Origin of the sequence: Halomonas sp. BC2, assembly GCF_002078115.1 — a bacterium.
Taxonomy (GTDB): domain Bacteria; phylum Pseudomonadota; class Gammaproteobacteria; order Pseudomonadales; family Halomonadaceae; genus Vreelandella; species Vreelandella stevensii.
In genome coordinates this window covers 224,507-251,491 of the sequence record NZ_LFGT01000005.1, presented here as the reverse complement: position 1 = coordinate 251,491, position 26,985 = coordinate 224,507, and the positions used below count along the sequence as shown (strand labels likewise).

Below are 26,985 nucleotides of genomic sequence, written 5' to 3'. Positions count from 1 at the left end.
ATGGGTTCCAGGACTAGCCCGTTGGCTAGCCAGGAACGATTATGGCTTAGTGATCGACAGCGACACCAGCCCCTTTCGGGTAACGCACGCTCTCGACAAGCTCTTGAATCTCCTTGGGCGGCGCTGCCGTGACGCTGGAGACAGCGAAGGCGACCGCAAAGTTGATCAGTGCGCCGACAGCACCGAAGGAGAGCGGGGAAATGCCGAGGAACCAGTTGTCAGGCGTGTTCGGCAGCATGTTGGTACCGGGGATGAAGAACCAGCCCAGGTAGGTGAAGATGTACAGCAGGGTAGCCACCAGGCCCGCCAGCATGCCGCAGATCGCGCCAGCGCTGTTTATGCGGGTGGAGAAGATACCCATCATCAGCACGGGGAACAGCGAGGCTGCCGCGATACCGAAGGCCAGGGCGACCGTCTGTGCCGCAAACCCGGGAGGGTTCAAGCCCAGATAGGTGGCCAGCAGAATGGCGCCCCCCATCGAGATCCGTGCCGCCAGCATCTCGTTTTTCTCGGAAATGTTGGGGTTGATGGTGTTCTTGATCAAGTCATGACTGATGGCCGAGGAGATCGCCAGCAGCAAGCCTGCGGCCGTGGAAAGAGCTGCGGCGATACCCCCTGCCGCGATCAAACCGATGACCCAGCCGGGCAGGTTGGCAATCTCCGGGTTGGCCAATACCAGAATGTCATTGTTGACGTTCAGCTCGTTACCTTCCCAGCCGCGTGCTTCGGCGGTGGCTGCAAACTCCGTGTTGCTGTCGTTGTAGAACTGGATACGGCCATCGTTGTTCAAGTCATTGAAGGTGATGAGGCCGGTATCTTCCCAGGTTCTGAACCAGGTGGGACGGTCTTCGTACAGCAGAGGCTCGGCCGCTGCCATTTCGTAATCCTCTACCTGTCCGGTCATCTCGGGATAGACGGTGGTCATCAGGTTCAGACGTGCCATGGAGGCCACCGCAGGCGCGGTGAGGTAGAGCAGGGCGATGAATACCAATGCCCAGCCAGCCGACCAGCGCGCGTCAGCCACCTTGGGCACCGTGAAGAAGCGAATGATGACGTGGGGAAGACCCGCCGTACCGATCATCAACGACAGGGTGAACAGCACCATGTTCAGCTTGTTGTCCACATCTGCGGTGTAGTCGCGGAAGCCCAGCGCGTTGACGACGTCATCCAGCTTTTGCAGCAAAGGAACGCCCGACTCGGTGTGGGTGCTGAACATGCCGAACATCGGGATCGGGTTGCCGGTCAGCTGCATGGCGATGAACACCGCCGGAATGGTGTAGGCCACGATCAGTACGATGTACTGAGCCACCTGGGTGTAGGTGATGCCTTTCATGCCGCCAAACACGGCGTACAGGAAAACGATCGCTGCGGCGATCCAGATACCCCAGGTGCTGGGCACTTCGAGGAAGCGAGAGAACGCCACACCAGCGCCGGTCATCTGGCCGATAACGTAGGTCACTGACGCGATGATCAGACACACCACCGCTACCACGCGGGCGGTGCGGCTGTAGAAGCGCTCACCGATGAAGTCCGGCACGGTAAACTTGCCGAACTTGCGTAGGTAAGGTGCCAGCAGCATCGCCAGGATAACGAAGCCGCCCGTCCAACCCATCAGGAAGGTGGAGTTGGCGTAGCCGCCCGAGGCAATCAGGCCGGCCATGGAGATGAACGACGCGGCAGACATCCAGTCGGCGGCCGTGGCCATACCGTTGGTCACGGGGTGAACACCTCCCCCCGCCACGTAAAAGTCCTTGGTAGACCCGGCCCGCGCCCATATCGCAATGCCGATATAGAGCGCGAACGACGCGCCTACGAACAAAAGGTTAATGGCAAATTGGCTCATGCTTGCTTACTCCCCCAGGCCAAATTTCTTGTCGAGCTGATTCATTCTCCAGGCATAGAAGAAAATCAGGCCGATAAAGGTAAGAATGGAGCCTTGCTGAGCGAACCAGAAGCCCAGGTCCGTACCGCCAACGGAAATGCTGGTCAGCAGTGGGCGGAAGAGGATGGCGCATCCGTAAGAGACGAAGGCCCAAACGATCATGCACCCGAAGATCAGGCGTACGTTGGCCTTCCAGTACTCAGCAGCATTGGTCTTGTCGTCTGCCATTGTGTTGCTCTCCAGTTGTGATTTTTAGGGTTGGAAAGTGAACTCAAGATAGCGTGTGATCCATCAGGGCAACGTAGACAAGAGATCCTGTCGGTGGTGGATTCCTTGAATGGCGTTACCAGGCACGTCACCTTATTATTGTTAAGCCGTCAGCGTTGAGGTGTTCTCGAGTGGTTGTCAGCGGCTCTGGATACATGGCTAGGGTGGTGTGCTTTAACCCTGTATGACTCACTAATAATACTGGGCAATAAATACAAAAAATAAATCCCAGACTTTGGTATCACGCCTTGGTAAGGGCTTTTTTGAACCTGTGTTGTTTTTATATCTTACTGTTTTTTAGAGAATAAGCGACCTTTTTTTGCAAGCTGGGGTATGACGATAGGACAATGGTCTATGGCTCTGGCTAAACCAATGTTTGCTACCTTGGTAAAAGTGACCAAAGAGCGTTAAAGAGAGAGTAAAAGGCGCTACTTTAGTCGCTAAACAAAAGTCGTTAAGACGTTAGCGTTATAGCAGAAAGTAGCAGGGTATAAAGCAGGTCAAAGAGAGTGACAGGTTAATAATAATCACAAAAGCCATTGCGTGGCGCGAGACAAGGCGCTTGATCGAGGTTGCTACATGGTAGAAGTAGAGCTGTCTCAACTGCCCTTCACCCTGCTGGACGAGGAGGGTCGGGATCACGTGCGCCGGGGCATGGACCTGGCCTATTTCGAACGTGATGAGGTCATTCTGGAAATGGGCCAGCCTGGCGCCTCGGTGTTTCTGATTCACAAGGGCGAGGTGGCCGAGCTGGACCCCTCGCTGCCGGCTGCCAGTGCGCGTATCGGCCACTATACGGCGGGTGATCTGTTTGGTGCGATCAGCATCCTGAATGGCAAGAGCCGCTACCGCTTTCAGGCCGAAGACGAGTGTCTGTGTTACGTCATGCCCAAGGCGCTGTTCAGCCAGCTGTGTCGGCACTACCCGGCGTTCGAGCAATTCTTCAAACAGTCGCTGTCTCACAAGGCGCGTCTGTTGACCGAAAAGCGTGCCGATGGGGGAGTCACCATGGCAGGGTTCATGTTGGCCCGGGTGAGCGAGTGCATGCGTTTGCCGCTGATGATGGATGCCCAGGCCTCTGTTCAACAGGCCGTCCAACAGTTGAAAGACAGCCATGCCGACAGCCTGCTGGTGGCCACCGACGACGGGCCGGGCATGGTCACCAAGACGGACCTGCTCAATGGCCTGGTGCTCGAAAACGCCTCGTTGGAGACCCCGGTGGCGTCACTGGCCAATCGGTCACTGGTCACCGTTGCTCCTGGGCAGTACCTGTTTGATGCCTTGATCACCATGACCTGCCATCAGGTATCGCGGGTGGTGGTGATGGAAGAGGATCAGGTGCAAGGGGTGGTGGAGCTGACGGATGTATTGGGGTTCTTCTCCAGCCGTAGCTATGTGGTGAGCTTGCAAGTGGAGCAAGCCGATAGCCTGCCTGCCCTGGCATCGGCCAGTCAGCGCACGCCCGAGCTGGTCAAGGCGCTCATGGCCCAGGGCGTCAAGCTGCGTTTTGCCATGGACCTGCTGGCCGCGTTGAATGGCCGCATCATGAGTAAGGCGTGGACCTTGACCGTGCCCGAGCAGTACCACCCGCAAAGCTGCCTGATGGTCATGGGCAGCGAGGGCCGTGGCGAGCAGATTCTCAAGACCGACCAGGACAACGGGTTGATCCTGGCTGACGATTGCCAGTGGCCGGACGTGGCCGAGTGCATGAACACCTTGTCAGAGACGCTGGTGCAGCTGGGCTACCCGCCGTGCCCTGGCAACATCATGGTGTGTAACCCTGAGTGGGTGGGCACGGTGTCGACGTGGGAGTCGAACATCGCCAGGTGGGTGTCGGCCCGGGATGGCGACAGCCTGATGAAGCTGGCCATTTTGCTGGATGCCCACGGCGTCGCGGGCAACCCCGCGCTGCTGGACCGTGTGCGCGAGGCGCTGTTTGCGCGCTGTTCCCATGATGAGCTGCTGCTCTCCTATTTCGCCCGCGCAGCGCTGCGTTTCTCGACGCCGTTGACGCTGTTTGGTTCGCTGAAAAAGCCCCAGCACGGCATCGATATCAAGAAAGGCGGCATTTTTCCGATTGTTCATGGGGTGCGCACCATGGCGCTGGAGCGGCGCATCAAGGCGACCTCTACGCTGGATCGGCTCGATGCGCTGGCCGCCGATGGCCGTCTGGACCGCCGCTTTGCCGACGACCTGGGTGAGGCGCTGGCGCTGTTTACCGAGCTGCGTCTGAAGCAGCAGTTGCAGGAGCTGAAAAGCGCGGGCGCCCGCGATGCCGATACCGGCAAACGCACCAACCGAGTCGTGGTCCAGGAGCTTTCATCGCTGGAGCGTGACCTGCTACGCGAAGCGCTGCACATCGTCAAGGACTTCAAGCAGCGGCTGTCCCATCGTTATCATCTGGAGTATTCGTGAGTGGAATGCGGCTATTGGATAGGCACGTGGGTCTCTTGAGCGGCTCACTGAGAACCCTGGTGCAGCGTGAAAGCGATCGACGGCGGTTCGCGGACACGCCGCATGGCTGGCTGTTCCAGCCTTATATGGGCGAAGAAGCAGTGGCGTTGGCGTGTCGTGAAAGCCAGGCTCGCCCGGGCGAGCTGCGCGTGGCCGCTGTCGTATTGACGCCGCGCCGGGTGTTGACCAGCCATGCCTGGAGCGACACGCTGACCATGAAAGGCGAACACATGCCTCATCGTCAGGAGCGAGACGATGCACCTGCTTCGTCAGTTGACTCGGGAACTCGGATCGAAGTGCTGGCGGGGTTCATCGGTAACCGGCCCGTGGTGGGGTGGCAGTTGGATGCCCTGCTGGCGCCGCTTGGCCGGATGTTCAAGGCCACGCTGGGGTTTGGGCTGCCCAATGCTCAGGTCGACCTGGCCAGGCTACATGCTCGTCAGCTACGCCGTTTGCATCCCCAGGCGGAGGTCGGCCCGAGCATCAACGAAGCGTTGTCGTGCTGGTCTCTGCCGCTGGCCTGGCCCTCGGTACAAAGCGAGGCCACGGCGGCGGCGCTGCTCTATCAGCGCTTGCAGAGTGAACGCCTTTTCACGGTGTGAGCCGACGCGCTGGCCAGAGGCCGACGATGGGTTTGTATTGGGTCGCGCCTGCGAGTCTTGTAGAATAGCCGCTGCTCCTTCACCCATCGGCAGTACAACGACCATGTTATCACCTGATTTTTTCGACCCCTCCTCGGCGACGCGTGCCACCAATGCGGCGTCTGAACAGCAGCCTGAACTTCAGGATGCCAAACAGAAGCGCGAATTCAACAAGTTGCAGAAGCGTCTTCGTCGTGAAGTGGGCAACGCCATCATCGATTACAACATGATTGATGAGGGGGATCGGGTCATGGTATGCCTGTCGGGCGGCAAGGACAGCTACACCATGCTGGAAATCCTGCGCAATCTGCAGCGCAATGCGCCGGTCAACTTTTCCCTGGTGGCGGTCAACCTCGACCAGAAGCAGCCGGGCTTTCCCGAGCACGTGCTGCCCCGTTACCTGGATCAGCTGGGTGTGGAGTACCACATTCTGGAGCGGGATACCTATTCGGTGGTGAAGGAGAAAACCCCGGAAGGCAAGACCACCTGCGCGCTCTGCTCGCGACTGCGTCGCGGGTCACTTTACGGGTTTGCCGAGGAGATCGGCGCCAACAAGATTGCCCTGGGCCACCACCGGGAAGATATCCTCGAGACGCTGTTTCTCAACATGTTCTTTGGCGGAACCCTGAAGGCCATGCCGCCCAAGCTGCTGTCCGACGACGGCAAGAACATCGTGATCCGCCCCTTGGCCTACTGCAAGGAAGCGGACATTGCCGAATTCTCACGGCTGATGGAGTTTCCGATCATTCCCTGCAACCTGTGCGGGTCGCAGCCCAACATGCAGCGTCAGATCGTCAAGGACATGCTGGCCGAATGGGACAAGAAGCACCCGGGGCGGCTGGAGAGCATGTTCAAGGCCGTCACCAATGTGGCGCCTTCCCAATTGGCCGACCGGGCGCTGTTCGACTTCGTCGGGCTGGAAGCCAAACAGGCGGCGCTGATGGAAGGGCGGATTCAGGCGTTCAACGTGAGCTGATTGCCTGCTCCTCCTCTTCGGCCAGGGTGATGAGCCGCTGCAGGTCGAGAATATTGACCTCTCGGCCCGAGACGGCCACCACGTTCTGTTGCTGAAAGCGGCTCAGGATACGGCTGACGGTTTCGACGGCCAGCCCCAGGTAGTTCCCCATGTCGGCGCGAGACATGGAGAGCCGGAAGCTGTAGGGCGAGTAGCCGCGTCGCCGGAAGCGATCAGAGAGGGTAATCAGGAAGCTGGCCAGCCGCTGGTCGGCGGTTTTGCGCGATAGCAGGCGCATCATGCGCCGATCATCACGCAGCTCCTTGCTCATGCTGCGGTAAAGCTGGCTGCGCAGCTCCGGCAGCTCTTGCGATAGGGTGTCCAGGCGGTCGAAAGGAATCTCGCACACTGCGGTGGTTTCCAGGGCGATCACGCTGCCGGGATACTGCTCTCCATCGATACCATCCAACCCCACCAGCTCGCTGGGCAGATAGAAGTTGGTCAACTGATCGTTGCCGTTGCCTTCGCTGGTCACCTGTTTCAGGCTGCCGGAACGTACCGCATAGACGCTGGTGAACGCATCGCCCTGGCGAAACAGCGGTTCGCCCTTCTTGAGCGGTGCGCGGCGGCGGATGATGGCGTCGAACTGGCTCATATCCTCCAGCTCCAGGGCGAGCGGTAGGCACAGCGAGCTGAGGCTGCAGGTCTGGCAGTGCGCCCCTTGCAGCAGTGAACGCCGTTGGCTGGCAGGATATGGCATGTTGTTCTCCCTTTTCATTAGCCATCATAGGGTCAGGGGGTGAATGTCTCAAGGTGCCGTTTATACGATCTTCGAGTAGCGTTGCGATGACTGGCTTTGCAAGCGCGCATCGAACGCCATGGCCAGGTGGCGAATTAGCAGCCGCCCGGTCGGTGTTGCCCGCAGGCGGTTCCCTTCGCGCTGCAGCAGGCCATCCCGCTCGGCGGGCTGCAGGCGCTCCAGCGCGCTGGCGAAGTAGGCGGGCGCGTCGATGTGCCAACGTTGGCCAACGCTGGCCAGGTCAATTTCCATATCGCACATCAGGCGCTCGATGACGTCTCTCCGCATTAGGTCGTCCTTATTTAAACGTACTCCTTTGACGGTTGCCAGCCGACCTTCATCCAATGCCGCTTCATACGCGGCCAGCTGGGTGGGGTTCTGGGCATACAGATCATCGATACGGGAAATGGCCGAAACGCCCAAGCCAATCAGGTCGCACTGGGCGTGGCTGGAGTAGCCCTGGAAGTTACGCTGCAGAGTGCCTTGGCGCTGGGCCTGGGCGAGGCTGTCGTCCGGGCGGGCAAAGTGGTCCATGCCGATATGCACATAGCCTGCCTGAGTGAGCATCTCGATGGTGGTGCGCAGGATCGCCAGCTTCTCGTCGGCGCTGGGCAGGTCTGTCTCGCTGATGCGCCGCTGGGGGGCAAAGCGGCTGGGCATGTGGGCGTAATTGAACACCGACAAGCGGGCCGGGTTGAGGTCGATGACCTGGCCAAGCGTGTCGGCAAAGCTCTGCTCGGTCTGAAACGGTAGCCCGTAAATCAGATCCAGATTGAGGGAGCGAAAGCCCAGCCGATGTGCTTCGTCCATCAGGGTTTCGGTCATGACCTTGGGCTGCACGCGGTTGATGGCCGCCTGTACCCTAGGGTTCAGGTCCTGGACGCCCAGGCTGAGGCGATTGAAACCCAGCGACTGCAGGTGGCGCAGGGTAAAGACATCTGCTTCACGGGGGTCGATCTCGATGGCGTAATCGCGGTCAGGAGCGTTGGAGAGCCCAAACCTCGCGTCCAACCTGTCTACCAGGTCGCTCATTTGCGCCAGGGTCAGGAACGTTGGGGTGCCACCGCCCCAGTGCAGCTGCTGCACGGGCCGCCGAGTATCCAGATGGCGCGAGGTCAGCACCATTTCACGATCGAGGCGCGATAGGTAGGGTTCGGCCAGCTGGGTGTTCTTGGTGGCGATCTTGTTGCAGGCGCAGTAAAAGCAGATCTTGCGGCAAAAGGGCACGTGCACGTACAGGGAGAGCGGCCGTTGGCTGGCATTGCTGCGCGCCAGGGCTTCAGTGACGTCGTCGGCACCGATGTCTGCGTCAAAGGAGAGTGCCGTAGGGTAGGACGTATAGCGTGGGCCGCTGGTGTCGTAACGGCGCAGCAGGGCCTCGTCCCAGGCAGGGGTCTCGGCCGCTGCGAGGTGAGGAGGTACGGTGGCAGCAGAGGCAAGGGGCATGAAGAGACGCTCCGTGGTAACAGGGCAAAGTAGCCAGGTGGTGGGCCACCGGCCGACATATGCCTGCATGCTAAGGCATCGAAGCGGGCAAAGCGTTGAGCTATATCAAGCTATGGGTGGAGGGCCGTCGGCAGCAGCGACCACAGTTGCCACAGGGCAAAGCCGATGATGGTCAAGGCGGCCACGGTACGCGTGGCGGGGTGGCGAATGAGCTGGCCCATCTGGCGAGCCGCCAGGCCGGTGGCCAGCAGGGCTGGCAGGGTGCCCAGTCCGAAGGCACCCATCAGCAACGCGCCCTGCTGCGGGTCGGCCGTGGCCAGACTCCAGGCCAGCATGGAGTACACCAGCCCACAGGGTAGCCAGCCCCAGATTGCACCCAGGGCAAAAGCCTGGGGCAGATGCACGACAGGCATCAACCGTCGGCCCAGGGGTTCGAGATAGCGCCACAGGTAGCGTCCGGCGGCCTCGACCCGGAGCAGACCTTTCCACCAGTTGGCGATGTACAGCGCCATCAGAATCAGCATGACCGCCGCCACCACCTGCAGGCTCACTCCGGCGGCCGGGGAGAGCGAGACCAGTGTGCCCAGCGCAGCCACTAGCGCTCCGGCCACCATGTAGCTGAGAATACGCCCCAGGTTGTAGCTCATCAGCAGCCCGCCCAGGCGAGCAGGGTGGCGCATGCTGGGCGGCACGGCGAAGGTGAGGGCGCTCATGATGCCACCGCACATGCCGATGCAGTGCGCTCCGCCCATGAGGCCAAATACCCAGGCCGCCAGCAGCGGCGGCAGGTCCAGCCCGGTCGGGTTCATGGCGGGGGCTCTTGGTCGCGAGGCGGCTTGGCCCTGTTTTTTCGCTCGGCGCGCTGTTCGGGGGTCAGGTCGTTTTCGTCGTCATCGAACAGGATGCGGTGGGCAGGGCCTTCCAGGTCTTCGAACTGGTCGTGCTTCACCGCCCAGAAGAAGGCCCAGACCGCGAGGCCGAGCAGGATCAGCGATAGCGGAATCAACAGGTACAGAATGCTCATGCAGTCACCGGTTTGGTGGGGGCGATGCTGGGGGTTGGAGCACTGCGCCAACGCGATAGACGCAAGGCGTTGCCCACCACCACCAGCGAGCTCAGCGACATGCCGATGGCGGCCAGCCAGGGCGGAATGAGCCCCATGGCGGCCAGCGGCAAGGCCGAGAAGTTGTAGCACACCGACCAGATCATGTTTTGCCGCATGATGCGGCGGGTGGCCTGGGCAATATCCACGGCATCGTGGATGCGCATCAGGCGTGGGCTCATCAGTACCGCATCGGCGCGGGTACGCGCCAGGTCGGTGGCACTGTTCATGGCAATCGCGACATCGGCCCCCGCCAGCACGGGCACATCGTTGATGCCATCGCCAATCATTACCACCCGTTCGCCCTGGGCCTGCAGCTCGCGCAGCCGGTTCAGCTTGTCCTCGGGGGACTGGCCCGCGTGCCAGGTCTCGATATTGAGCTGATCGGCCAGGCTTTCCACGGCTTCCCGGGTATCCCCGGAGAGCAGCTCCACCGCCAGACCGCGTGCTTGCAGGGCCGCCACGGTTTGCGCGGCGTCTTCCCGAATGCCGTCATGCAGCTTGAACCAGGCGCGCGGCTGGTGATCTTCGCTCAGCAGCAGCCACTGCCCGCTGCCCGGCACCGCGATGCTTTGCTGGCTGGCGAAGTCGGGCTTGCCCAACCGCCAGACGGCTCCATCGAGGGTGCCCTCCAGGCCGCTACCGGTATGGCTCTTCACATGGCGTGCCTGAAGCGTGGCATCGCGGAAGGGGCGGAAGGCGCGGGCGATAGGATGCTCGGAGTGGGCCTCCAGCGCGGCGGCAATGGCGCGTAGATGCTCGCTATCGTGATGCCCCAGCGGTTGGGTCTGGGTGAGCTGCATTTCACCGCGGGTCAGCGTGCCGGTCTTGTCGAAGATGACGCGGGTAACGTTGGACAGCGACTCGATGGCATCGGCGCGGGTAATCAGCACGCCCCGCTGGCGCAGCTGGCCGTGGCCGGCGGTCAGCGCCGTGGGCGTGGCCAGAGCCAGTGCACAGGGGCAGGTGACCACCAGTACCGATATCATGATCCAGAGCACTCTCGACGGGTCGATGATCCACCAGGTGATGGTGACACAGGCCGTCACCAGCAGTAGCCGAAGGACGAACAGGTGGGCCATGCGGGCGGCCATTTGCGCCAGGCGGGGGCGGCTGGCAAAGGCGCGATCGGTCAGGTCGACGATGCCTGCTACCCGAGCCGTATTGCCAGGGTGGGTGACGCGCATGGTCAGCGGGTTTTCCATGTTCTGGCTGCCGCCCACCACGCTATCGCCGATGCGCCGGGTCACCGGCAAGTACTCGCCGGTCAGCATGGATTCGTCGAGGCTGGATTCGCCCTCTTCGATCACGCCATCGGCAGGGACGCCGTGGCCTGGCTTGATCAATACGCGGTCGCCAATCGCCAGTTCGCTGGCAGGCAGAATACGCTCACTGCCATCCGCCTCCAGACGAATGGCCGAGACCGGCAGTACGCCGCTCAGCGCATTGCCGCTGTGGCCGCTACGGCGCCGCGCGCGGCCCTCCACGTAGCGGCCAAACAGCAGAAAGAAGGTGAACATGGCCACGGAGTCGAAATACACCTCGCCGACATCGAACAGTACCGCGTAGCTGCTGGCCAGGTAAGCGCCGCCAATGGCCAGCGAGACCGGCACGTCCATGCCCAGCACGCCGCTTTTCAGGTCGCGCAGGGCATTGCGGAAAAAGGGCTGTGCCGAAAACAGCACCACTGGCGTTGCCAGCGCAAACGAAAGCCAGTGGAACAGGGCATAGAAGTCGGCGCTCAGCTCCCCCGGGTCCGACACATAGATCGGTATCGAGAACATCATCACCTGCATCATGCCCACGGCGGCTACGATCAGACGGCGTACGTTCATGCGCTCTTCGTGCTGCAGGCGCGCCTGGGCCTGGTCGGGCTCGTAGGGTTGGGCGCTGTAGCCAATGCTGGCCAGCTCGGCAAACAGCTGGGAGAGCTTGATACGTGTCGGGTCCCAGCACACGCGCAGGCGGTGGTGAGACAGGTTGACCGCGCTGGAGGTGACGCCCTCCAGGGCGTTCAGACGGTGTTCGATGAGCCAGGCGCAGGCGGCGCAGGTAATCCCCTCTACGGCCAGGGTTGCCCGCAGGTGGCCTTCATCCCCTTCCGGGTGGGTGAACTGGGCCTGCAGCGCGGGGTCGTCGAACACCGACCAGGTGTCTGATTTGCTGGCCTGACGCTCGTCGGGGCGCTCCGGTAGCTCGGTGCGGTAGCGGTAGTAGCTCTCCAGGCCGCCTTCCACAATGGCGTGGGCGACCGCTTCGCAGCCGGGGCAGCAAAGCGGCTGGGGCGCTTCGTCAATGATGATCTTCCATGGTGCCCCATCAGGCACCGCGCTGCCGCAGTGGTAACAGCTGGCTAGAGATGCATTACTCATTCGCTCTGCGTGCGGCCTCCGGGTAGAAGGGCGACACTCTCTTCATTGGGGAAGCGCGCCTCACCGATCAGCCGCCAGTCGGCTTCGGTTTGCTGGGGCTGCAGCTGAATGTACCAGCGGTAGCGCAGGTTGTCGGGGCCCTGGGTGATGTAGCGGCCTTCGCGCACGTGCTGCAGCACGAACTCCTGATCACGGTCATCCTGGGTCGGGAAGATCAGCGTCAGGTAGAGGGTCTCCGGGCGGTCGTCGCCGGTCAGGTCCAGCACGATATCGCTGGTGAGCGGATCGATGCGCAGCTCGGCGGAAAGCCCCAGCTCGTTGGCACGCTCCTGCTTGGCCAAAATCATGTTGATGGCCTTGCCGTGTTCGTAGTAATCCTCCTGGACCACCATGCCGTCGGCAGTCTTGACCGACAGTACGGCAAAGGTAGTGCTGACCACGATGGACGAGGAGAGCAGTGCCAGCAGGAACCATGGCCAGAACTGCTTGTACCAGGGCTGAATCGGGGTGTCGGACATGGGGGCTTATCTCCTAACGTCGCCCAGGAAACGTGTCTCACGCTCCGAGCGAATGGTGTTGTCTTGCTGAGACTGCAAGATAAAGGTAATCGATTGGCTGGGCTCTCGCAGCTCAGCGGGGTCGGCCAGGACGGTCACGATCTGGGTGCGTGTCTCACCGGCAGGCACTTCGATCGATGTGCGGTCCAGGGAGAGCGTCTCGAGCCCGGTCACGCTCAGCTGATAGGTGTGGGCCCTATTGTCCAGATTGCGAATCGTCAGGTTGTAGACGTTGCTGACCTGACCGTCTCGCGTGATCTGGTAAAGCTGGGTGCGCTCCCGCTCGGCCTCGAAGCCCAGCGGCATGCGGTCGTTCACCGCCCAGGCAAACGTGGCGATCATGACCAGCAGCGCGGCCAGATAGCCCAGCAGGCGGGGGCGCAGCACATGGCTCTTCTTGCCTTCCAGCGCGTTCTCCGTGGTGTAACGAACCAGCCCACGGGGGTAGCCCATGCGATCCATGACGCTGTCACAGGCATCGATACAGGCGGCGCAGGTGATGCATTCGTACTGAAGGCCGTCGCGAATATCGATCCCCGTGGGGCACACCTGCACGCACAGCTCGCAGTCGATACAGTCACCGTATCCTGCCGCCTGAGCCTGGGAATGGGTGAGGGTTTTCTTGCGGCTGCCGCGCGGTTCTCCCCGGGTGGCGTCGTAAGAAACGATCAGCGTATCACGGTCGAACATGACCGACTGAAAGCGGGCGTAGGGGCACATGTAGATGCACACCTGCTCACGCAACCAGCCCGCATTCAGGTAAGTGAACACCAAGAAGAAGCCGACCCAGAAGTAGGACCAGCCGTGGGCCTCCAGTGTGGGCAGTTCGACCACCAGTGAACGAATGGGCGTGAAATAGCCCACGAAGGTCACGCCGGTGGCCAGAGCGATCAGCAGCCAGGCGCTGTGCTTGGCGGTCTTGCGCCACGCCTTGCTGGCGTCCATGGCCTGTTGGTCCAGCTTGATGCGCTGATGGCGGCTGCCTTCGATACGATGTTCCAGCCAGATGTACAGGAAGGTCCAGACGCTCTGTGGGCAGGTATAGCCGCACCAGACACGACCGGCAAACACCGTGATGAAAAACAGCCCAAAGGCACAGATGATCAATAGCCACGAGAGCAGCACGAACTCTTGCGGGTAGAAAGTGGCCGCAAAGATATGAAACTCACGCCCGGGCAGGTCGAACCATATGGCCGGTCGCTCTCCCCAGTTCAACCAGGGAAGTAGAAAAAAGGCCATCATCAGCGCCCAGTTGGCGCTGCGCCGAACCTTTTGAAACAGACCTTTGATTTCACGCACGTAGATATGCCGCCGCTTGGCGTACAGCTCTTGGGTCTCGTTCTGGCCAGGCGTGTGGTGCCCAACGGTTGGCGGCGTAATATCGTGGCTAGGTATTTTTTCCATGGCGGTGATCGCAGCTCAGTGAGGCAGACGTGGGCGGCAGCCGAAGGGTGGTCGCTGGCGTAGTAGCGTTATGCCGTGTCGCTAAACCTGTTTCGATAAATCTGTGTCGATAAACAATAGTGTAACGGATCGCCGAACGGCTGAGCGGTTGCTGGATGTAGAAAGGGTGCGGTATGAAACCGCACCCTTCGTGCACGCTGGCGTCAAACGCCTGATAACGGGATCAGTCGCGGAAGCGCAGGCTGTACACGTACGCGGCCACCAGGTGGACGCGCTCTTCACCAATGTACGCCGCTTGAGCAGGCATGTGGCCGTTACGACCATTGCGCAGCGTTTGGCGAATGGAGTCGGCAACGCTCTGACCCGGTGCCTGATACAGCCAGATATCGTTGGTCAGGTTGGGCGCGCCGAGTGCCGTGTTGCCGGTGCCGCTAGGTGCGTGACAGGCAGCACAGGCGGCCAGATACGTGCTTTCACCGCTGGCGGCGCGCTCTTCGTCGTGCTCCAGGTTGGAGAGCGACAGCACGTACTGGGTCAGGTTCTCGATGTTGTTTTCACCAAGCTGCTGCCAGGAGGGCATCAGGCCGTTACGACCATTGTTCAGGGTCGCGAGAATGTTCTCGGGCTCGCCGCCATACAGCCAGTCGTCGTTGGTCAGGTTCGGGAAGCCGTAGCCGCCCTGGGCGTTGGAGCCGTGACACACCGCGCAGTTGTTCAGGTAAATGCGCTCGGCTACCTGCATGGCCTCGGCATCCTGTGCCAGCTCGGGGATCGGCACTTCCTGGTACTGAGCAAAGATCGGTGTGAAGCGCTCGTTGGCCTGCGCCACTTCCTCTTCCCACTGACCTTCCTGGGTCCAGCCCAGCACGCCCGCATAGTTGCCCAGGCCTGGATAGAGCACCAGATAGCCCAGCGCAAAGACCACGGTCAGGATGAAGAGCTTGAACCACCACTGGGGCAGGGGATTGTCGTACTCTTCGATGCCGTCAGCCGCGTGGCCAGTGGTCTCTACATTGCCATCAGCATCCGGGGTCTTGTCGGTGCGGCGGTTGGTCATGAGGATCCAAACGCTCAGCGCAATCGTGCCCAGAGTGATGACGATGATCCAGGCGCTCCAGAAGCTGGATAGGGAGTCACCCCATAAGTTATTCATCTATTCTTATCTCCCCTGTCGTGGCGGGAATCCGCTTCGCCCTCTGGCGAAGCATGCTTGTCACGGGTCGGTTGCTTATCGTTTTCATCGTCGGCAAAGGGCAGGTTGGCCGCTTCATCGAAGTCGGGTTTACGCCGCTTGGAGTAGGCCCAGAAGAAGATGCCTACGAAAGCGACAATGAGAATGAACGTGATAAGTCCGCGGAAAGTTCCCGTATCCATAACTTAACGAGTGCCCTCGAGCACGGTTCCTAGCTGTTGTAGATAGGCCACCAGTGCAGTGATTTCCTGCTGGCCGCGTACTTCGGCGGTAGCGTTGGCGATATCTTCATCGGTGTAGGGAACGCCCAGCTGACGCAGCACGCGCATCTTGCGCGGCGTTGCTTCGCCATCCAGGGTGCGCTCGAACAGCCAGGGGTAAGCCGGCATGATGGACTCGGGCACGACATCGCGTGGGTTGTACATATGGGCGCGGTGCCAGTCATCGCTGTAGCGGCCGCCTACGCGCGCCAGGTCTGGCCCCGTACGCTTGGACCCCCACAAGAAGTTGTGCTCGTACACCTGCTCACCGGCCACGTTGTAGTGACCGTAGCGCTCGGTTTCGGCGCGGAACGGGCGAATCATCTGTGAGTGGCAGCCCACGCAGCCTTCGCGGCGGTAGATGTCTCGACCTTCCAGCTCCAGAGCGCTAAGCGGGCGCAGCCCTTCCACGGGCTCCGTCGTATCCTTTTGAAAGAACAGTGGCACGACTTCGGCCAGGCCGCCAAAGCTGATCGCAACCAGGATCAAGACGGCGAGTAGGCCAACGTTCTTTTCGACAATCTCATGTTTCATTGGTCTGAACTTCCCCGGTTTAAGCGGCTTGTGGTGCCGAGTAGCTGATGGCTTCACGACGCTTGACGGTCATGTACACGTTGAATGCCATGATCAGCATGCCGACGATCCAGAACAGGCCGCCTATCAGGCGAACGAAGTAGCCTGGCCCGCTGGCCTCGACAGACTCAACGAAGGTGTACATCAGCGTGCCGTCGGCGTTGATGGCGCGCCACATCAAGCCCTGCATGATGCCGTTGACCCACATGGCGGCGATGTACAGTACGGTACCGATGGTGGCCAGCCAGAAGTGCACGGCGATCAGGCTGGTGGAGTACATTTCGGTGCGACCGAAGACCCGCGGGATCAGGTGGTACATGGAGCCAATGGTGATCATCGCTACCCAGCCCAGCGCCCCGGAGTGCACGTGGCCGATGGTCCAGTCGGTGTAGTGAGACAGCGCGTTGACGGTCTTGATGGCCATCATCGGGCCTTCGAAGGTCGACATGCCGTAGAACGACAGGGCCACGACCAGAAAGCGCAGGGTCGGGTCGGTGCGCAGCTTATGCCAGGCGCCCGATAGGGTCATCATGCCGTTGATCATGCCGCCCCAGGAGGGAGCCAGCAGGATGATCGACATGATCATGCCCAGCGACTGCGCCCAGTTGGGCAGGGCCGTATAGTGAAGGTGGTGTGGCCCTGCCCACATGTAGATCATGATCAGCGACCAGAAGTGAACGATGGACAGACGGTAGGAGTAGATTGGACGCTCGGCCTGTTTCGGCACGAAGTAGTACATCATGCCCAAAAAGCCTGCCGTCAGGAAGAAGCCCACCGCGTTGTGGCCGTACCACCACTGCACCATGGCGTCCACGGCGCCCGCATAGATCGAGGTGGAGTACATCATGGTGACGGGAATGGCGGCGTTATTGACGATGTGCAGCACGGCAACGGTCAGGATGAACGCAGCAAAGAACCAGTTGGCCACATAAATATGTGACGTGGAGCGCTTCTTGACCGTCATCAGGAACACGATGGCATAGCTGATCCAGACAACGGCAATCAGAATATTGATCGGCCATTCCAGCTCAGCGTACTCTTTCGTGGTGGTGTAACCCAGTGGCAGAGTCACCACGGCGGAAAGAATCACCGCCTGCCAACCCCAGAAGGTGAACGCGGCGAGCTTGTCAGAGAACAGTCGCGTCTGACAGGTACGCTGAACGACGTAATAGGACGTCGCGAACAGCGCCGAGCCACCGAAGGCAAAGATGACGGCGTTAGTGTGTAACGGACGAAGACGCCCGAAGCTAGTCCAAGGTAAGCCGAGGTTCAGTTGCGGCCAAACCAGCTGTGCGGCGAGGATGACGCCAATCGTCATGCCTACGATGCCCCACACAACGGTCATGATCGCGAACTGCCGAACTACCTTGTAATTGTAGGTCGGGTGTTCCAGTGCTGTGCTCATTTCATGTTCCCATCGAATGCGGTTAGGGGGTAACCCGTAGCAGTGTGCATGCGCATTTTGCCCGGGTGCGGCCACCCGCTTGATGATGCAGGTCAAGATCCGGTCTAGATTCTAGCGCAGCCGAGGCATAAGCTGAACACGCCAATGGATGTAACGCTGAATTAACAGGAGTTGCCGTTGTCTCACTACGCTGGTTTGGGGTTCGAATGCCTGACCCCAGAGGCATTATCGGAAAAGGTTGCCAGCCCCGCTGTTCAGCGCTTTAACGTGGAAGGTTATGGGCCAGTGAGCGTTTCTGGCCTGCCGAGGCAGGGCCGTGTGCTGCTGATGCACGGCGCTGGCGCCGGGCACTTATCCGACTTCATGCGTCAATTTGCCGCGACGCTGGCGCAGAATGAGGTGCAGGTATGGGCCATCGATCTGCCCTACATGCAGCAAATGAACGAGCAGGGCAAGCGCCGCCCGCCACCGCCCGTGCTGAAAAGCGTGGCCTGTGTCACTCGTTGGTATTCTCTAATCGCGCCGCTGAATCCGCTTCCTTTGTGGGTGGGCGGCAAGTCCATGGGCGGACGCCTGGCGTCGTTGTTTGCCAGTGAGCAGCCGTGCCCGGGCGTGATTGCCGTGGGGTACCCGTTTCATCCGCCGAAAAAAACGGACATGCTGCGTACAGAGCACTTTGCGTCGTTGAGCTGTCCAATGCTGGTCATTCAGGGGGAGCGAGATCCTTTTGGCACCCGTACGGAGGTGGAAAGCTACTCTCTGCCCGCTAGTGTACGGGTCGAATGGCTGGCCGAGGGGGACCATGATTTCACACCACGCAAATTATCCGGCCTCGAACAAAAGGTTTTGATTGACGAGGCGGCCCGGATTGCGGCATCCTTCGTCCGCGCTCAGGGAGTGGAAGTCGGTGATACGTGCAGCACACTGGTTTAAATGCAAAATTTAAACGTCTTGTGTTGACATTTGAACAGGCTTCTGTAGAATGCAGCGCCACGTGACCAGCGGGTGGTTAGCTCAGTTGGGAGAGCACCAGCCTTACAAGCTGGGGGTCACTGGTTCGAACCCAGTACCACCCACCATTGACATGGTGCCCTGGAAACGTAAGCAGCAAGTGATGCATTTGTGGACCGGTAGTTCAGTCGGTTAGAATGCCGGCCTGTCACGCCGGAGGTCGCGAGTTCGAGTCTCGTCCGGTCCGCCATCATCGCTCAATGCTGCAAACCTGTTATCGTAATTCGGACCGGTAGTTCAGTCGGTTAGAATGCCGGCCTGTCACGCCGGAGGTCGCGAGTTCGAGTCTCGTCCGGTCCGCCACGATAACTTGAAGTAGTCGATTGATCAGCCAACGGCTATCAATGATCGGGTGGTTAGCTCAGTTGGGAGAGCACCAGCCTTACAAGCTGGGGGTCACTGGTTCGAACCCAGTACCACCCACCATTCAAGCAGCGTGCATAGCGACTGAACCGCTTTGACAACGCCCTTGCACTGGCCTTGAAGTGCCTTAACGTGGACCGGTAGTTCAGTCGGTTAGAATGCCGGCCTGTCACGCCGGAGGTCGCGAGTTCGAGTCTCGTCCGGTCCGCCATTAAGCACTTATCGGTTATTCATGTGCATGCAAGCACGTCGATAAAACCGAACACATTCCAAAAGCCCGGATCCTTGATCCGGGCTTTTTTGTCGTTTCTATTTCCAGATGCCTATGTTCAGGCGCGCATGACGCCGTTTGTCACGGCGTCATGCGGTGCTCAGTGGTCAGGCGATAGCGCTGACACCGGCTTTGGCGATCTGGACGTCCTGGTCCGGCTTGACGCCAGAAATGCCGACGGCACCCACGACCTGGCCATCCACGATGATCGGTACGCCGCCGGACAGCAGCCCCTGCAGCGGTGCCGAGACAAACGCCGTACGACCCCCGTTGATCATCTCCTCGAAGACTTGCGTCTCCTTACGGCCCAATGCCGCGCTGCGCGCTTTTTGGGTCGCTACTTCGGCGCTGAACGGGGCAGCGCCATCCAGACGGCGCAGGGCCAGCAGGTGGCCGCCATCGTCGGTGACGGCAATGGTCACTGGCCAGCTGTTGTTGTCGGCTTCTTGCTGTGCGGCGTCCAGTACTTGAATAACGTCGGCTTGGCCCAGAACGGCTTTGGTTTGCATCAAAGTATCCTTCTTATCATGGGGGGTGAGGCGCGGCGCCTGACGGGCAAGGCGTGATGCCAGGGGCCGCGAGTATCGAGGTTATACCAGGGCAGCGTCGACGACTTCTACCCAGTGGCGGACTGGCGTGCGATTGGCACTGGCCAGATGCGTCTGACAGCCGATATTGGCGGTCACGATCACTTCGGGGTTGCCTGCTTCCAGAGCATTGAGTTTGTTGTCGCGCAGCTGGGTGGCGAGCTCCGGCTGCGTCACCGAGTAGGTGCCTGCCGAACCGCAGCACAGGTGGGCATCCTTGACTGGAGCCAGCGTAAAGCCGAGTTTGCCCAGCACGCTTTCCACCGCGCCGTTGAGCTTCTGGGCATGCTGCAACGTACAGGGGCAGTGGAATGCCAGACGCTGATGCTCCTTGAGCTGCAGGGCCTCCAAAGGCTCGTCGCGCAGAATCTCGACGATATCCCTGGCCAGTGCGCTGACGCGCTGGGCCTTTGCCGCGTAGGCAGGGTCGTCCTTGAGCATGTCGGCATACTCTTTGACGAAGGCGCCGCAGCCGCTGGCGGTTTGCACGATGGCTTCGGCCCCTTGCTCGATGTGAGGCCACCAAGCGTCGATATTGGCGCGCATGCGCTGGCGACCGGCTTCCTGTGCATTGAGGTGGAAATCGATGGCACCGCAGCAGCCCGCTTCGCTGATCGGTGTGACGCTGATGCCCAGGCGGTCGAGCAAGCGAGCCGTCGCCGCATTGGTGTTGGGCGAGAGACCAGGCTGCACACAGCCTTCCAGGATCAATACCTTGCGCGTATGGCGCTGGCTGTCGGGGCGTTGACCTGCATCCACCGGAGCGGGCGGCATTTTGCTGCGCAGCTTGCCAGGCACCAGCGGTTTGAAGGTTTGCCCCAGACTCAGCAGCGCCTTGAAGCGCTTGGGGTCCACCAGCATTTTACGCAGGGCGTAGCGTTGGGCGCGTTCGGCGGCTGAGCGGGGCACGCGGCGCTCGATCTCGGCACGTCCTATATCCAGCAGCTTGTGATACTCGACGCCCGAGGGGCAGGTGGTTTCACAGTTGCGGCAGGTCAGGCAGCGGTCGAGGTGCAGGCGAGTCTCTTCGGTGACTTGGTCATCGTCATCGCGGCTCTCCAGCAGCTCTTTCATCAGGTAGATACGCCCGCGTGGCCCGTCTCGCTCATCGCCCAGCAGCTGGTAAGTGGGGCAGGTGGCGTTACAAAAGCCGCAGTGTACGCAGGTGCGCAGAATGCGCTCGGCTTCCTGAATATGCGGTTTCTGGCGGTCGGCATCGGTAAAGTGCGTCTGCATGTCAGCTCTCCTGATTAAAATGCCGCATAAAGACGACCAGGATTGAAAATGCCGTGGGCATCCAGTTCGGCCTTCAGGTTGCGATGATACTTTTCCACGACTGAATTCAGTGGCGTGAACGGTGACTCCGCACCGCCCTGATGATGCGGGGTGTAGCAGGTGGCGTGGCCGCCTGCCTGCTGGCAGGCATCGCGCAGGGTTTGCGCGGGCAGTGGGGTTTTCACCCAGCGCTGGCTGCCGCCCCAGTCGTAGAAGATATCGCTTTCATCGACGGCCAGTGCCAACGGCGGTGTATGGGGGGGTAGCGACAGGCGCCACAGAGCTTGGCCCTCGGCCAGGTTGAAAAAGGCGTGCTGCAGGTCGCGTAGCTGCTGCCAGAAGTCTGCCGAGAGGGCGTCGCCGCCCAGCCGCTCCCTGGTCGCCTTGACCGAGCTTTCGCCGCCTTCCAGGCGGATGAACAGCTCGCCCGCGTGCCAGGCTGCGGCGGTGATCGGCAGCGGCTGGCGGCCCAGCTCGGAGAGCTTCGCCAGGGCGTCTTCCAGACCCATGGAAAGGCGCAAGCTATGGCTGGCGGTGGGAATCGGCAGCACCTTGAAAGAGATATCGGCCAGTACGCCGAGCGTGCCCTGGGCGCCGGTCATCATGCGGGAGAGATCGTAGCCCGCCACGTTCTTCATGACTTCGCCGCCAAAGCGCAGCAGTTTGCCTTCCTGAGTGATCACCCGCGTGCCCAGCACGAAATCCCTGGCAGCCCCGGCCCAGGGGCGACGGGGGCCGGACATGCCAGTGGCGACCGCACCGCCAATGGTGCTGGCTTCGCCAAAGATCGGTGGCTCGAAAGGCAGCATCTGATGCTTCTCGGCAAGTGCTGCGTTCAGCGCGTCAAGCCGTGTGCCGGCCCGCACGGTCACCACCAGCTCCACGGGGTCGTAGGAGACGATGCCGCGATGGGCCGCGACATTGAGCTCCACGCCTTCTACCGGGCGGCCATAGAAAGCCCGAGTGTTTCCCGCCACGATGCGTAGCGGGGTGCGCTCGGCGTAGGCGCTGCGCACCTGTTCGCACAGTTCAGCGGCGATATCCTGGTCAGCGTGTATCGCTAGTTCGGTCATGGTCGGTCCTTGTGGCATCAGAAGCGTGGCAGCTCCGGATGCGGTAACTCGTTGTTATGTACATGCATGGCGCCAAATTCGGCGCAGCGCGCCAGGGTCGGAATGTTCTTCCCCGGGTTGAGTAGCCGTTGCGGGTCGAAGGCCGCTTTCAGAGCATGAAAGACCGTCAGTTCGTCGGGCTGAAACTGGCTGCACATCTGATTGATCTTCTCGCGCCCCACGCCGTGCTCGCCGGTAATCGAGCCTCCTGCGGCAACGCACAGCTCCAGGATCTTGCCGCCAACGTCTTCCGCCAGGGCCAGCTCACCCTCTTTGTTGGCATCGAACAGAATCAGCGGGTGCATATTGCCATCGCCCGCGTGAAACACGTTGGCCACGGCCAGGCCACTCTCCTCGGAAAGCGCGGCAATGCCCTTGAGTACCCGGGGCAGCTCGCGGCGGGGAATGGTGCCATCCATGCAGTAGTAGTCCGGTGACATGCGGCCTACCGCCGGGAAGGCGTTCTTGCGCCCGGCCCAGAATTTGGCGCGCTCGGCTGCGTCCCGGGCCTGTTGAATATGGGTGGCTCCGGCCGCTTCCAGTACGCGGCGCACGGTCTCACAGTCGTCGTTCACGTCTGCTTCGACGCCGTCCAACTCGCAGAGCAGAATGGCTGCGGCATCCACTGGATAGCCCGCCTTGATGAAGTCTTCTGCGGCCTGAATGGCGAGCTTGTCCATCATTTCCAGGCCGCCGGGAATGATCCCTGCGGCAATGATGTCACCCACTGCGCGGCCTGCCTTTTCGATATCGTCGAAGCTGGCCATGAGAACCTTGGCGGTTTCCGGCTTGGGCAACAGCTTGACGGTAATCTCCGTGACCACCCCCAGCATGCCTTCGGAGCCATTCATCAGCGCGAGCAGATCAAAGCCGGGTGCATCCAGCGCTTCGGAGCCCAGCGTCATGTGCTCGCCTTCGATGGTCAGTACGTCCACGCGCAGCACGTTATGCACGGTCAGGCCATACTTGAGGCAGTGCACGCCACCGGCATTTTCGGCGACGTTACCGCCAATGGAGCAGGCAATCTGGGAAGACGGGTCGGGCGCGTAATACAGGCCATAGGGTGCCGCCGCCTCGGAAATCGCCAGGTTGCGAACGCCGGGCTGTACCCTGGCCAGACGGGCATCGGGGTCGACGCTGATGATCTGATTGAAGCGCGACATGACCAGCAGCACGCCTTGTTCGAGGGGCAGTGCTCCGCCGGAAAGCCCGGTGCCAGCGCCGCGGGTCACCACCGGTACGCCCAGGGCGTGACAGCGCTTGAGTAGGCCTTCCACTTGGGCCAGCGTTTCCGGCAGGGCGACCAGCATGGGCAGCACCCGATAAGCCGCCAGGCCATCGCATTCGAATGGGCGCAGGTCTTCTTCGCGGTGCAGCAGGGTCAAGGTAGGCACAGCGCTTTGCAGGTCGCTGAGCACCTCGGCTTTATCACGGTGGACGAGCTCGCCATCGAGGCGCTCGTCGAACAGGATATTCATCGCGACATCCTTCATTTTTATCGTTGAACAGAGCAGCAGGTTGCCGCCGCTTGACGCCAATCTGAGCTTTTTTCAGGCGCCTGTCCAGCCTGTGGTGCAGTGGTCTGACCAGTAATTGGTCGATAGTCGCAAGGTTCATGGCATACTCACCCCAGGCAGCTACTTGGTCTTACCGCCAGGAGGCATTGTGGCTCAAGCAGAGAGGAGGGCAAGTGGTACTCAACAACGACGACATCGCCGCGGGCAAACGCACGCCCGAGCACGTGGCGGCCAGGCTGGAAGAGCTGATTCTCGAGGGAGTCTTTCGACCGGGGCAACTGCTGCCTTCCGAGCGGCGGCTATGTGAGCGTCTGGGTGTTTCTCGTGCCTCCCTGCGTGAGGGGCTGAGGATCTTGCGCAGCAAGGGCATCATCAACACTCGCCAGGGCCATGGTTCCACCGTGGCATCTCTGTTGCCGAGCCAACACCAGAGCCCGCTGATGCATCTGTTTCGTGACCATCCACGGACGCTGTTCGACCTGCTGGAAGTGCGCGCGCTGCTGGAAGGCGAGTCGGCCTATCTGGCGGCTCGGCGTGGCACGTCCATGGACCGCGTGCTGATCACACGCCGCTATCGTGACATGGCCGAATACGCTGCCCAGACGGATACCCTGGAAGTCGAGCAGTTGGCGCGACTGGACCACGCGTTTCATCTGGCCATCTCCCAGGCCTCCCACAACCCCGTACTGGTGCATACGCTGCAGGGGCTGACCGATCTGCTGCTCAGCTCGGTCTTTGCGTCGGTCAAGCACCTCTACCACCGGCCTGGCCCCAGAGAGATGATCAATCAGCAGCACGCACGCCTGCATGACTCGGTGGTCAGCGGCCACGCCGAGCAGGCGCGGCAGATTGCGCTGGAGCACCTCACCAGCATCAGTGAACTGCTGAGAGAGCTGGAGGCGGAGCACGATCGCCTGGAGCGCTCCGCCATGCGTCTGGAACAGTGGCAGTAATCGTGACACTCTTCATGAGCGAATAATCAACAAAAGGAGCGTTACGTGGCCATCTATCAATTTGGCGAGCATCGGCCCGCTATTCATGAAGACGTATACATTGCCGACACGGCGGACGTCATCGGTCAGGTTACCCTGAAGGCACGCGCCAGCGTGTGGTATCAGGCGGTACTGCGCGGCGACAGCGATCATCTGGAAATCGGTGAAGAGAGCAACATTCAGGATGGCGCCGTACTGCACGCGGACCCCGGCTACCCGCTGAAGGTGGGAAAAGGGGTGACCGTCGGGCACCAGGCGATGCTGCATGGCTGTACCGTGGGGGATGGCTGCTTGATCGGCATTCAGGCGGTCGTGCTCAACGGCGCCGTGATTGGTGAGAACAGCCTGGTAGGCGCAGGGGCCTTCATTAAGGAAGGGGCGGTCTTTCCGCCAAACTCGCTGATTGTCGGCTCACCTGCCAAAGTGGTCAGGGAGCTGTCGGCAGAGGCGGTGGAAGCGCTGAAGCTGAATGCACAAAGCTATGTGATACGAGGCCAGCAACACGCTGACTCGCTCAAGCGCATCGATTGAGTCTGACTGAAACTGAAAACGCCCACCCCCAGGCGTGGCCTGGGGGTGGGCGAGGTGGTCTGAGCCCAACTGAGGTTACATCAGCGGGTCAGTGATACCCAGCACGTAGAACGCGACCAGCGCGATGATGCCGGCGAATATCAGGTAGTAGATGGTCGGAATGATCGTTTTACGAATCGTGGTGCCTTCGCGACCCAGCAGGCCAACGGTTGCCGAGGCAGCGACCACGTTGTGAATGGCGATCATGTTACCCGCTGCAGCACCCACCGCCTGAAGTGCGACCATGGCGGCGGTTGAGAGTCCCAGGGTTTGCGCAATGCTGAACTGGAACTCGGCCAGCATCAGGTTGGAAATCGTATTGGAACCGGCGATGAAAGCGCCCATGGCGCCCACGGCGGGAGCAAAGAAGGGATAGACACCACCCACGCCGTTGGCGACGGCCTGGGCCATCATGACGGGCATGGAGACCAGGTCTGCGCCATTGACGCCCGAGTTGATCAGGATGCGCACCATCGGCACGGTGAAGATGAGTACGAAACCCGCACCAAAAATGGTCTTGGTGGACTCTGAAACCGCAGCGCTCATCTGACGCGGATTCATCTTGTGCAGGAAGTAGGTCACGAACACCACGGCTAGAATGATGCCGCCCGGCAGGTAGAGCGGCTGGAGGCCGCCGCTGACGCCGGTTTCACCGAAAATGTTGGTCCAGTTCAGGTTCACGGAAGTCAGTGCCACACGCAGGGGCTCGACGGTACGGGAGGCCACCAGGAAGATCGCCAGCAGTACATAGGGGATCCAGCCTTTGAGCGTCGAAATCGGCGTCTTGCCTACCACGTCATCCAGCTTGATCTGCAGATTGCCGATCCACTCGTCCGGCCAGGAGGTGGCTTCCGGGAAATCCCAGGTGTCTTTCGGCAGCAGGAACCCTTTACGCGTGGCGGGTACGACAATGGCCAGACCGACCATGGCACCGATCATCGAGGGGAACTCTGGCCCCAGGAAGACGCCTACCAGCATGTAAGGTACGACGAACGCGATGCCCGTGAAAATGGCGAACGGAGCAATGGACAGCCCCTCTTTCCAGGAGCGGTTGGCGCCAAAGAAGCGCACCATGATCAGCACTAGAATCAACGGCATGAGGATACCCACGATGCCGTGAGTGATCGCCGTGGTGCTGGTGACCTGTTGGAAGAAGGCTTCCCAGGTGGAGCCGTTGGCTTCCAGCTGCGCCGTGATACCGGCACGGTCCAGGCCGCTGCCTACGCCCACTACAATCGGGGTGCCCACTGCGCCAAACGATACCGGGGTCGACTGAATCATCATGCCTACCACGACGGCTGCCAGCGCCGGGAAGCCCAGGGCGACCATCAGCGGTGCAGCCACGGCGGCAGGAGTACCAAAGCCTGAAGCACCTTCGATAAAGCAGCCAAACAGCCACGCGACGATCAGCGCCTGCACACGACGGTCCGGGCTGATGCCTGAAAAGCCGTTACGAATGGCCGTGATGCCACCGGAGTGCTTGAGGGTGTTCAGCAGCAGGATGGCGCCAAAGATGATCCACAGCAGGCCAGCGGTCTGGATCAACCCTTGAACGGTGGATGCCGCGACACGGCTGAACGACATGTCCCATGCGGTCAGGCCGATAATGGCGGCGGTGAAGAAAACGATCGGCATCGCTATCTTGGCGGGGATTTTAAAGCCTATGAGCAATATCCCTGCCAGCAACAGCGGCAGAAATGCCAGAAGAGCTAATATATTTTCATTCATGGGAGGAACGGCCCCTTGTTATTGATTTGGTATGCTCCGCGAAAGCCAACGCATCATTTTCAATGATAGTTGGGACAGCGTGAAAGATACGGTCAGGCGCCCGGAATGACTATGTTGGAAAATTGGTCTTACCAGTGAAGAGGGTTTTTTTTATCCTGGTTCATGGCATTTTTTTAGTATCAAGTAGTTGTTATTCATTGCTTTTTTAATGCTTTTAGAAAGCCCCGTGACGATATTGTTATTAGACTAA

At 60.7% G+C, this 26,985-nt stretch carries 24 protein-coding genes and 5 tRNA genes; 11 read left to right on the top strand and 18 right to left on the bottom strand.

The window, feature by feature from the left end:
• Window positions 1-46: 46 nt before the first annotated feature.
• Together B7L71_RS04675 and B7L71_RS04670 are read right to left on the bottom strand one after the other, a co-directional pair.
• Complete coding sequence (locus B7L71_RS04675) at window positions 47-1,843, bottom strand: sodium:solute symporter family protein (RefSeq protein WP_081136301.1); 1,797 nt, start codon at window positions 1,841-1,843, stop codon at window positions 47-49.
• A 6-nt stretch (window positions 1,844-1,849) separates the two neighbouring features.
• The gene (locus B7L71_RS04670) at window positions 1,850-2,110 is read right to left on the bottom strand and encodes a DUF4212 domain-containing protein (RefSeq protein WP_081136299.1); all 261 of its coding nucleotides are present in this window, start codon (window positions 2,108-2,110) and stop codon (window positions 1,850-1,852) included.
• A 618-nt stretch (window positions 2,111-2,728) separates the two neighbouring features.
• Between B7L71_RS04670 and B7L71_RS04665 the strand changes: the two genes are divergently transcribed.
• The 3 genes from B7L71_RS04665 (at window position 2,729) to ttcA (ending at window position 6,220) form a co-directional block, all read left to right on the top strand.
• Window positions 2,729-4,564, top strand: a complete 1,836-nt coding sequence (locus tag B7L71_RS04665; protein ID WP_081136298.1) for a DUF294 nucleotidyltransferase-like domain-containing protein — start codon at window positions 2,729-2,731, stop codon at window positions 4,562-4,564.
• A 26-nt stretch (window positions 4,565-4,590) separates the two neighbouring features.
• Window positions 4,591-5,205, top strand: a complete 615-nt coding sequence (locus B7L71_RS04660) for a DNA polymerase III subunit epsilon (protein ID WP_371317396.1) — start codon at window positions 4,591-4,593, stop codon at window positions 5,203-5,205.
• A gap of 103 nt (window positions 5,206-5,308) precedes the next feature.
• Window positions 5,309-6,220 (top strand): tRNA 2-thiocytidine(32) synthetase TtcA, encoded by a 912-nt coding sequence (gene ttcA / locus B7L71_RS04655; protein WP_081136295.1) that lies wholly within the window; start codon window positions 5,309-5,311, stop codon window positions 6,218-6,220.
• Here ttcA and fnr read toward each other — a convergent pair.
• The 11 genes from fnr to ccoN form a co-directional block, all read right to left on the bottom strand.
• Complete coding sequence (gene fnr, locus B7L71_RS04650) at window positions 6,207-6,959, bottom strand: fumarate/nitrate reduction transcriptional regulator Fnr (protein ID WP_081136293.1); 753 nt, start codon at window positions 6,957-6,959, stop codon at window positions 6,207-6,209. The genes ttcA and fnr overlap by 14 nt on opposite strands.
• 60 nt (window positions 6,960-7,019) lie before the next feature.
• Window positions 7,020-8,444, bottom strand: a complete 1,425-nt coding sequence (gene hemN / locus B7L71_RS04645) for an oxygen-independent coproporphyrinogen III oxidase (RefSeq protein WP_081136292.1) — start codon at window positions 8,442-8,444, stop codon at window positions 7,020-7,022.
• Between the two features lie 110 nt (window positions 8,445-8,554).
• Entirely contained in the window at window positions 8,555-9,253 is a 699-nt protein-coding gene (locus B7L71_RS04640) for a sulfite exporter TauE/SafE family protein (RefSeq protein WP_081136290.1), read from the bottom strand.
• Complete coding sequence (ccoS, locus tag B7L71_RS04635) at window positions 9,250-9,468, bottom strand: cbb3-type cytochrome oxidase assembly protein CcoS (protein WP_039181529.1); 219 nt, start codon at window positions 9,466-9,468, stop codon at window positions 9,250-9,252. Before ccoS ends, B7L71_RS04640 begins: the two co-directional genes overlap by 4 nt.
• On the bottom strand, window positions 9,465-11,918 hold the full coding sequence (locus B7L71_RS04630; protein ID WP_081136289.1) for a heavy metal translocating P-type ATPase: 2,454 nt from the start codon (window positions 11,916-11,918) through the stop codon (window positions 9,465-9,467). Before B7L71_RS04630 ends, ccoS begins: the two co-directional genes overlap by 4 nt.
• A complete protein-coding gene (locus B7L71_RS04625; protein WP_081136287.1) occupies window positions 11,915-12,436 on the bottom strand; it encodes a FixH family protein in 522 nt (173 codons plus the stop codon). Before B7L71_RS04625 ends, B7L71_RS04630 begins: the two co-directional genes overlap by 4 nt.
• 6 nt (window positions 12,437-12,442) lie before the next feature.
• Entirely contained in the window at window positions 12,443-13,879 is a 1,437-nt protein-coding gene (ccoG, locus tag B7L71_RS04620; protein WP_081136286.1) for a cytochrome c oxidase accessory protein CcoG, read from the bottom strand.
• Window positions 13,880-14,102: 223 nt separating this feature from the next.
• Entirely contained in the window at window positions 14,103-15,032 is a 930-nt protein-coding gene (ccoP, locus tag B7L71_RS04615; RefSeq protein ID WP_081136284.1) for a cytochrome-c oxidase, cbb3-type subunit III, read from the bottom strand.
• Complete coding sequence (locus B7L71_RS04610) at window positions 15,029-15,253, bottom strand: CcoQ/FixQ family Cbb3-type cytochrome c oxidase assembly chaperone (RefSeq protein ID WP_039181513.1); 225 nt, start codon at window positions 15,251-15,253, stop codon at window positions 15,029-15,031. Before B7L71_RS04610 ends, ccoP begins: the two co-directional genes overlap by 4 nt.
• 3 nt (window positions 15,254-15,256) lie before the next feature.
• Complete coding sequence (gene ccoO, locus B7L71_RS04605; protein WP_016916188.1) at window positions 15,257-15,865, bottom strand: cytochrome-c oxidase, cbb3-type subunit II; 609 nt, start codon at window positions 15,863-15,865, stop codon at window positions 15,257-15,259.
• A gap of 19 nt (window positions 15,866-15,884) precedes the next feature.
• On the bottom strand, window positions 15,885-17,309 hold the full coding sequence (ccoN, locus tag B7L71_RS04600) for a cytochrome-c oxidase, cbb3-type subunit I (protein WP_081136282.1): 1,425 nt from the start codon (window positions 17,307-17,309) through the stop codon (window positions 15,885-15,887).
• A 318-nt stretch (window positions 17,310-17,627) separates the two neighbouring features.
• Here ccoN and B7L71_RS04595 point away from each other — a divergent pair, with 318 nt between their 5' ends.
• The 6 genes from B7L71_RS04595 (at window position 17,628) to B7L71_RS04570 (ending at window position 18,894) form a co-directional block, all read left to right on the top strand.
• On the top strand, window positions 17,628-18,242 hold the full coding sequence (locus tag B7L71_RS04595) for an alpha/beta fold hydrolase (RefSeq protein WP_332868028.1): 615 nt from the start codon (window positions 17,628-17,630) through the stop codon (window positions 18,240-18,242).
• 70 nt (window positions 18,243-18,312) lie between these two features.
• Window positions 18,313-18,388 (top strand) — tRNA-Val (locus B7L71_RS04590).
• Between the two features lie 45 nt (window positions 18,389-18,433).
• Window positions 18,434-18,510 (top strand) — tRNA-Asp (locus B7L71_RS04585).
• 36 nt (window positions 18,511-18,546) lie between these two features.
• A tRNA-Asp gene (locus B7L71_RS04580) sits at window positions 18,547-18,623 on the top strand.
• Between the two features lie 47 nt (window positions 18,624-18,670).
• Window positions 18,671-18,746: transfer RNA gene (locus B7L71_RS04575), tRNA-Val, on the top strand.
• Between the two features lie 71 nt (window positions 18,747-18,817).
• A tRNA-Asp gene (locus tag B7L71_RS04570) sits at window positions 18,818-18,894 on the top strand.
• Between the two features lie 167 nt (window positions 18,895-19,061).
• Here the strand turns inward: B7L71_RS04570 and B7L71_RS04565 are convergent.
• The 4 genes from B7L71_RS04565 to glcD all read right to left on the bottom strand — a co-directional run bounded on the left by B7L71_RS04565 (window position 19,062) and on the right by glcD (window position 23,406).
• Window positions 19,062-19,463 (bottom strand): heme-binding protein, encoded by a 402-nt coding sequence (locus tag B7L71_RS04565; protein WP_081136279.1) that lies wholly within the window; start codon window positions 19,461-19,463, stop codon window positions 19,062-19,064.
• Window positions 19,464-19,544: 81 nt separating this feature from the next.
• Entirely contained in the window at window positions 19,545-20,777 is a 1,233-nt protein-coding gene (glcF, locus tag B7L71_RS04560) for a glycolate oxidase subunit GlcF (protein WP_081136278.1), read from the bottom strand.
• Between the two features lie 14 nt (window positions 20,778-20,791).
• Entirely contained in the window at window positions 20,792-21,889 is a 1,098-nt protein-coding gene (gene glcE, locus B7L71_RS04555) for a glycolate oxidase subunit GlcE (RefSeq protein WP_081136276.1), read from the bottom strand.
• Window positions 21,890-21,906: 17 nt separating this feature from the next.
• Window positions 21,907-23,406, bottom strand: coding sequence for a glycolate oxidase subunit GlcD (gene glcD / locus B7L71_RS04550; RefSeq protein WP_081136275.1), 1,500 nt, complete (start codon window positions 23,404-23,406; stop codon window positions 21,907-21,909).
• 212 nt (window positions 23,407-23,618) lie between these two features.
• Here glcD and glcC point away from each other — a divergent pair, with 212 nt between their 5' ends.
• On the top strand, window positions 23,619-24,398 hold the full coding sequence (glcC, locus tag B7L71_RS04545; protein WP_081136273.1) for a transcriptional regulator GlcC: 780 nt from the start codon (window positions 23,619-23,621) through the stop codon (window positions 24,396-24,398).
• 45 nt (window positions 24,399-24,443) lie between these two features.
• Window positions 24,444-24,968: a gamma carbonic anhydrase family protein gene (locus tag B7L71_RS04540; RefSeq protein WP_016916196.1), complete on the top strand. Its 525-nt coding sequence runs from the start codon at window positions 24,444-24,446 to the stop codon at window positions 24,966-24,968.
• Between the two features lie 75 nt (window positions 24,969-25,043).
• Here the strand turns inward: B7L71_RS04540 and B7L71_RS04535 are convergent, their stop codons facing one another.
• Entirely contained in the window at window positions 25,044-26,735 is a 1,692-nt protein-coding gene (locus tag B7L71_RS04535) for an L-lactate permease (RefSeq protein ID WP_081136272.1), read from the bottom strand.
• Window positions 26,736-26,985 lie beyond the last annotated feature (250 nt).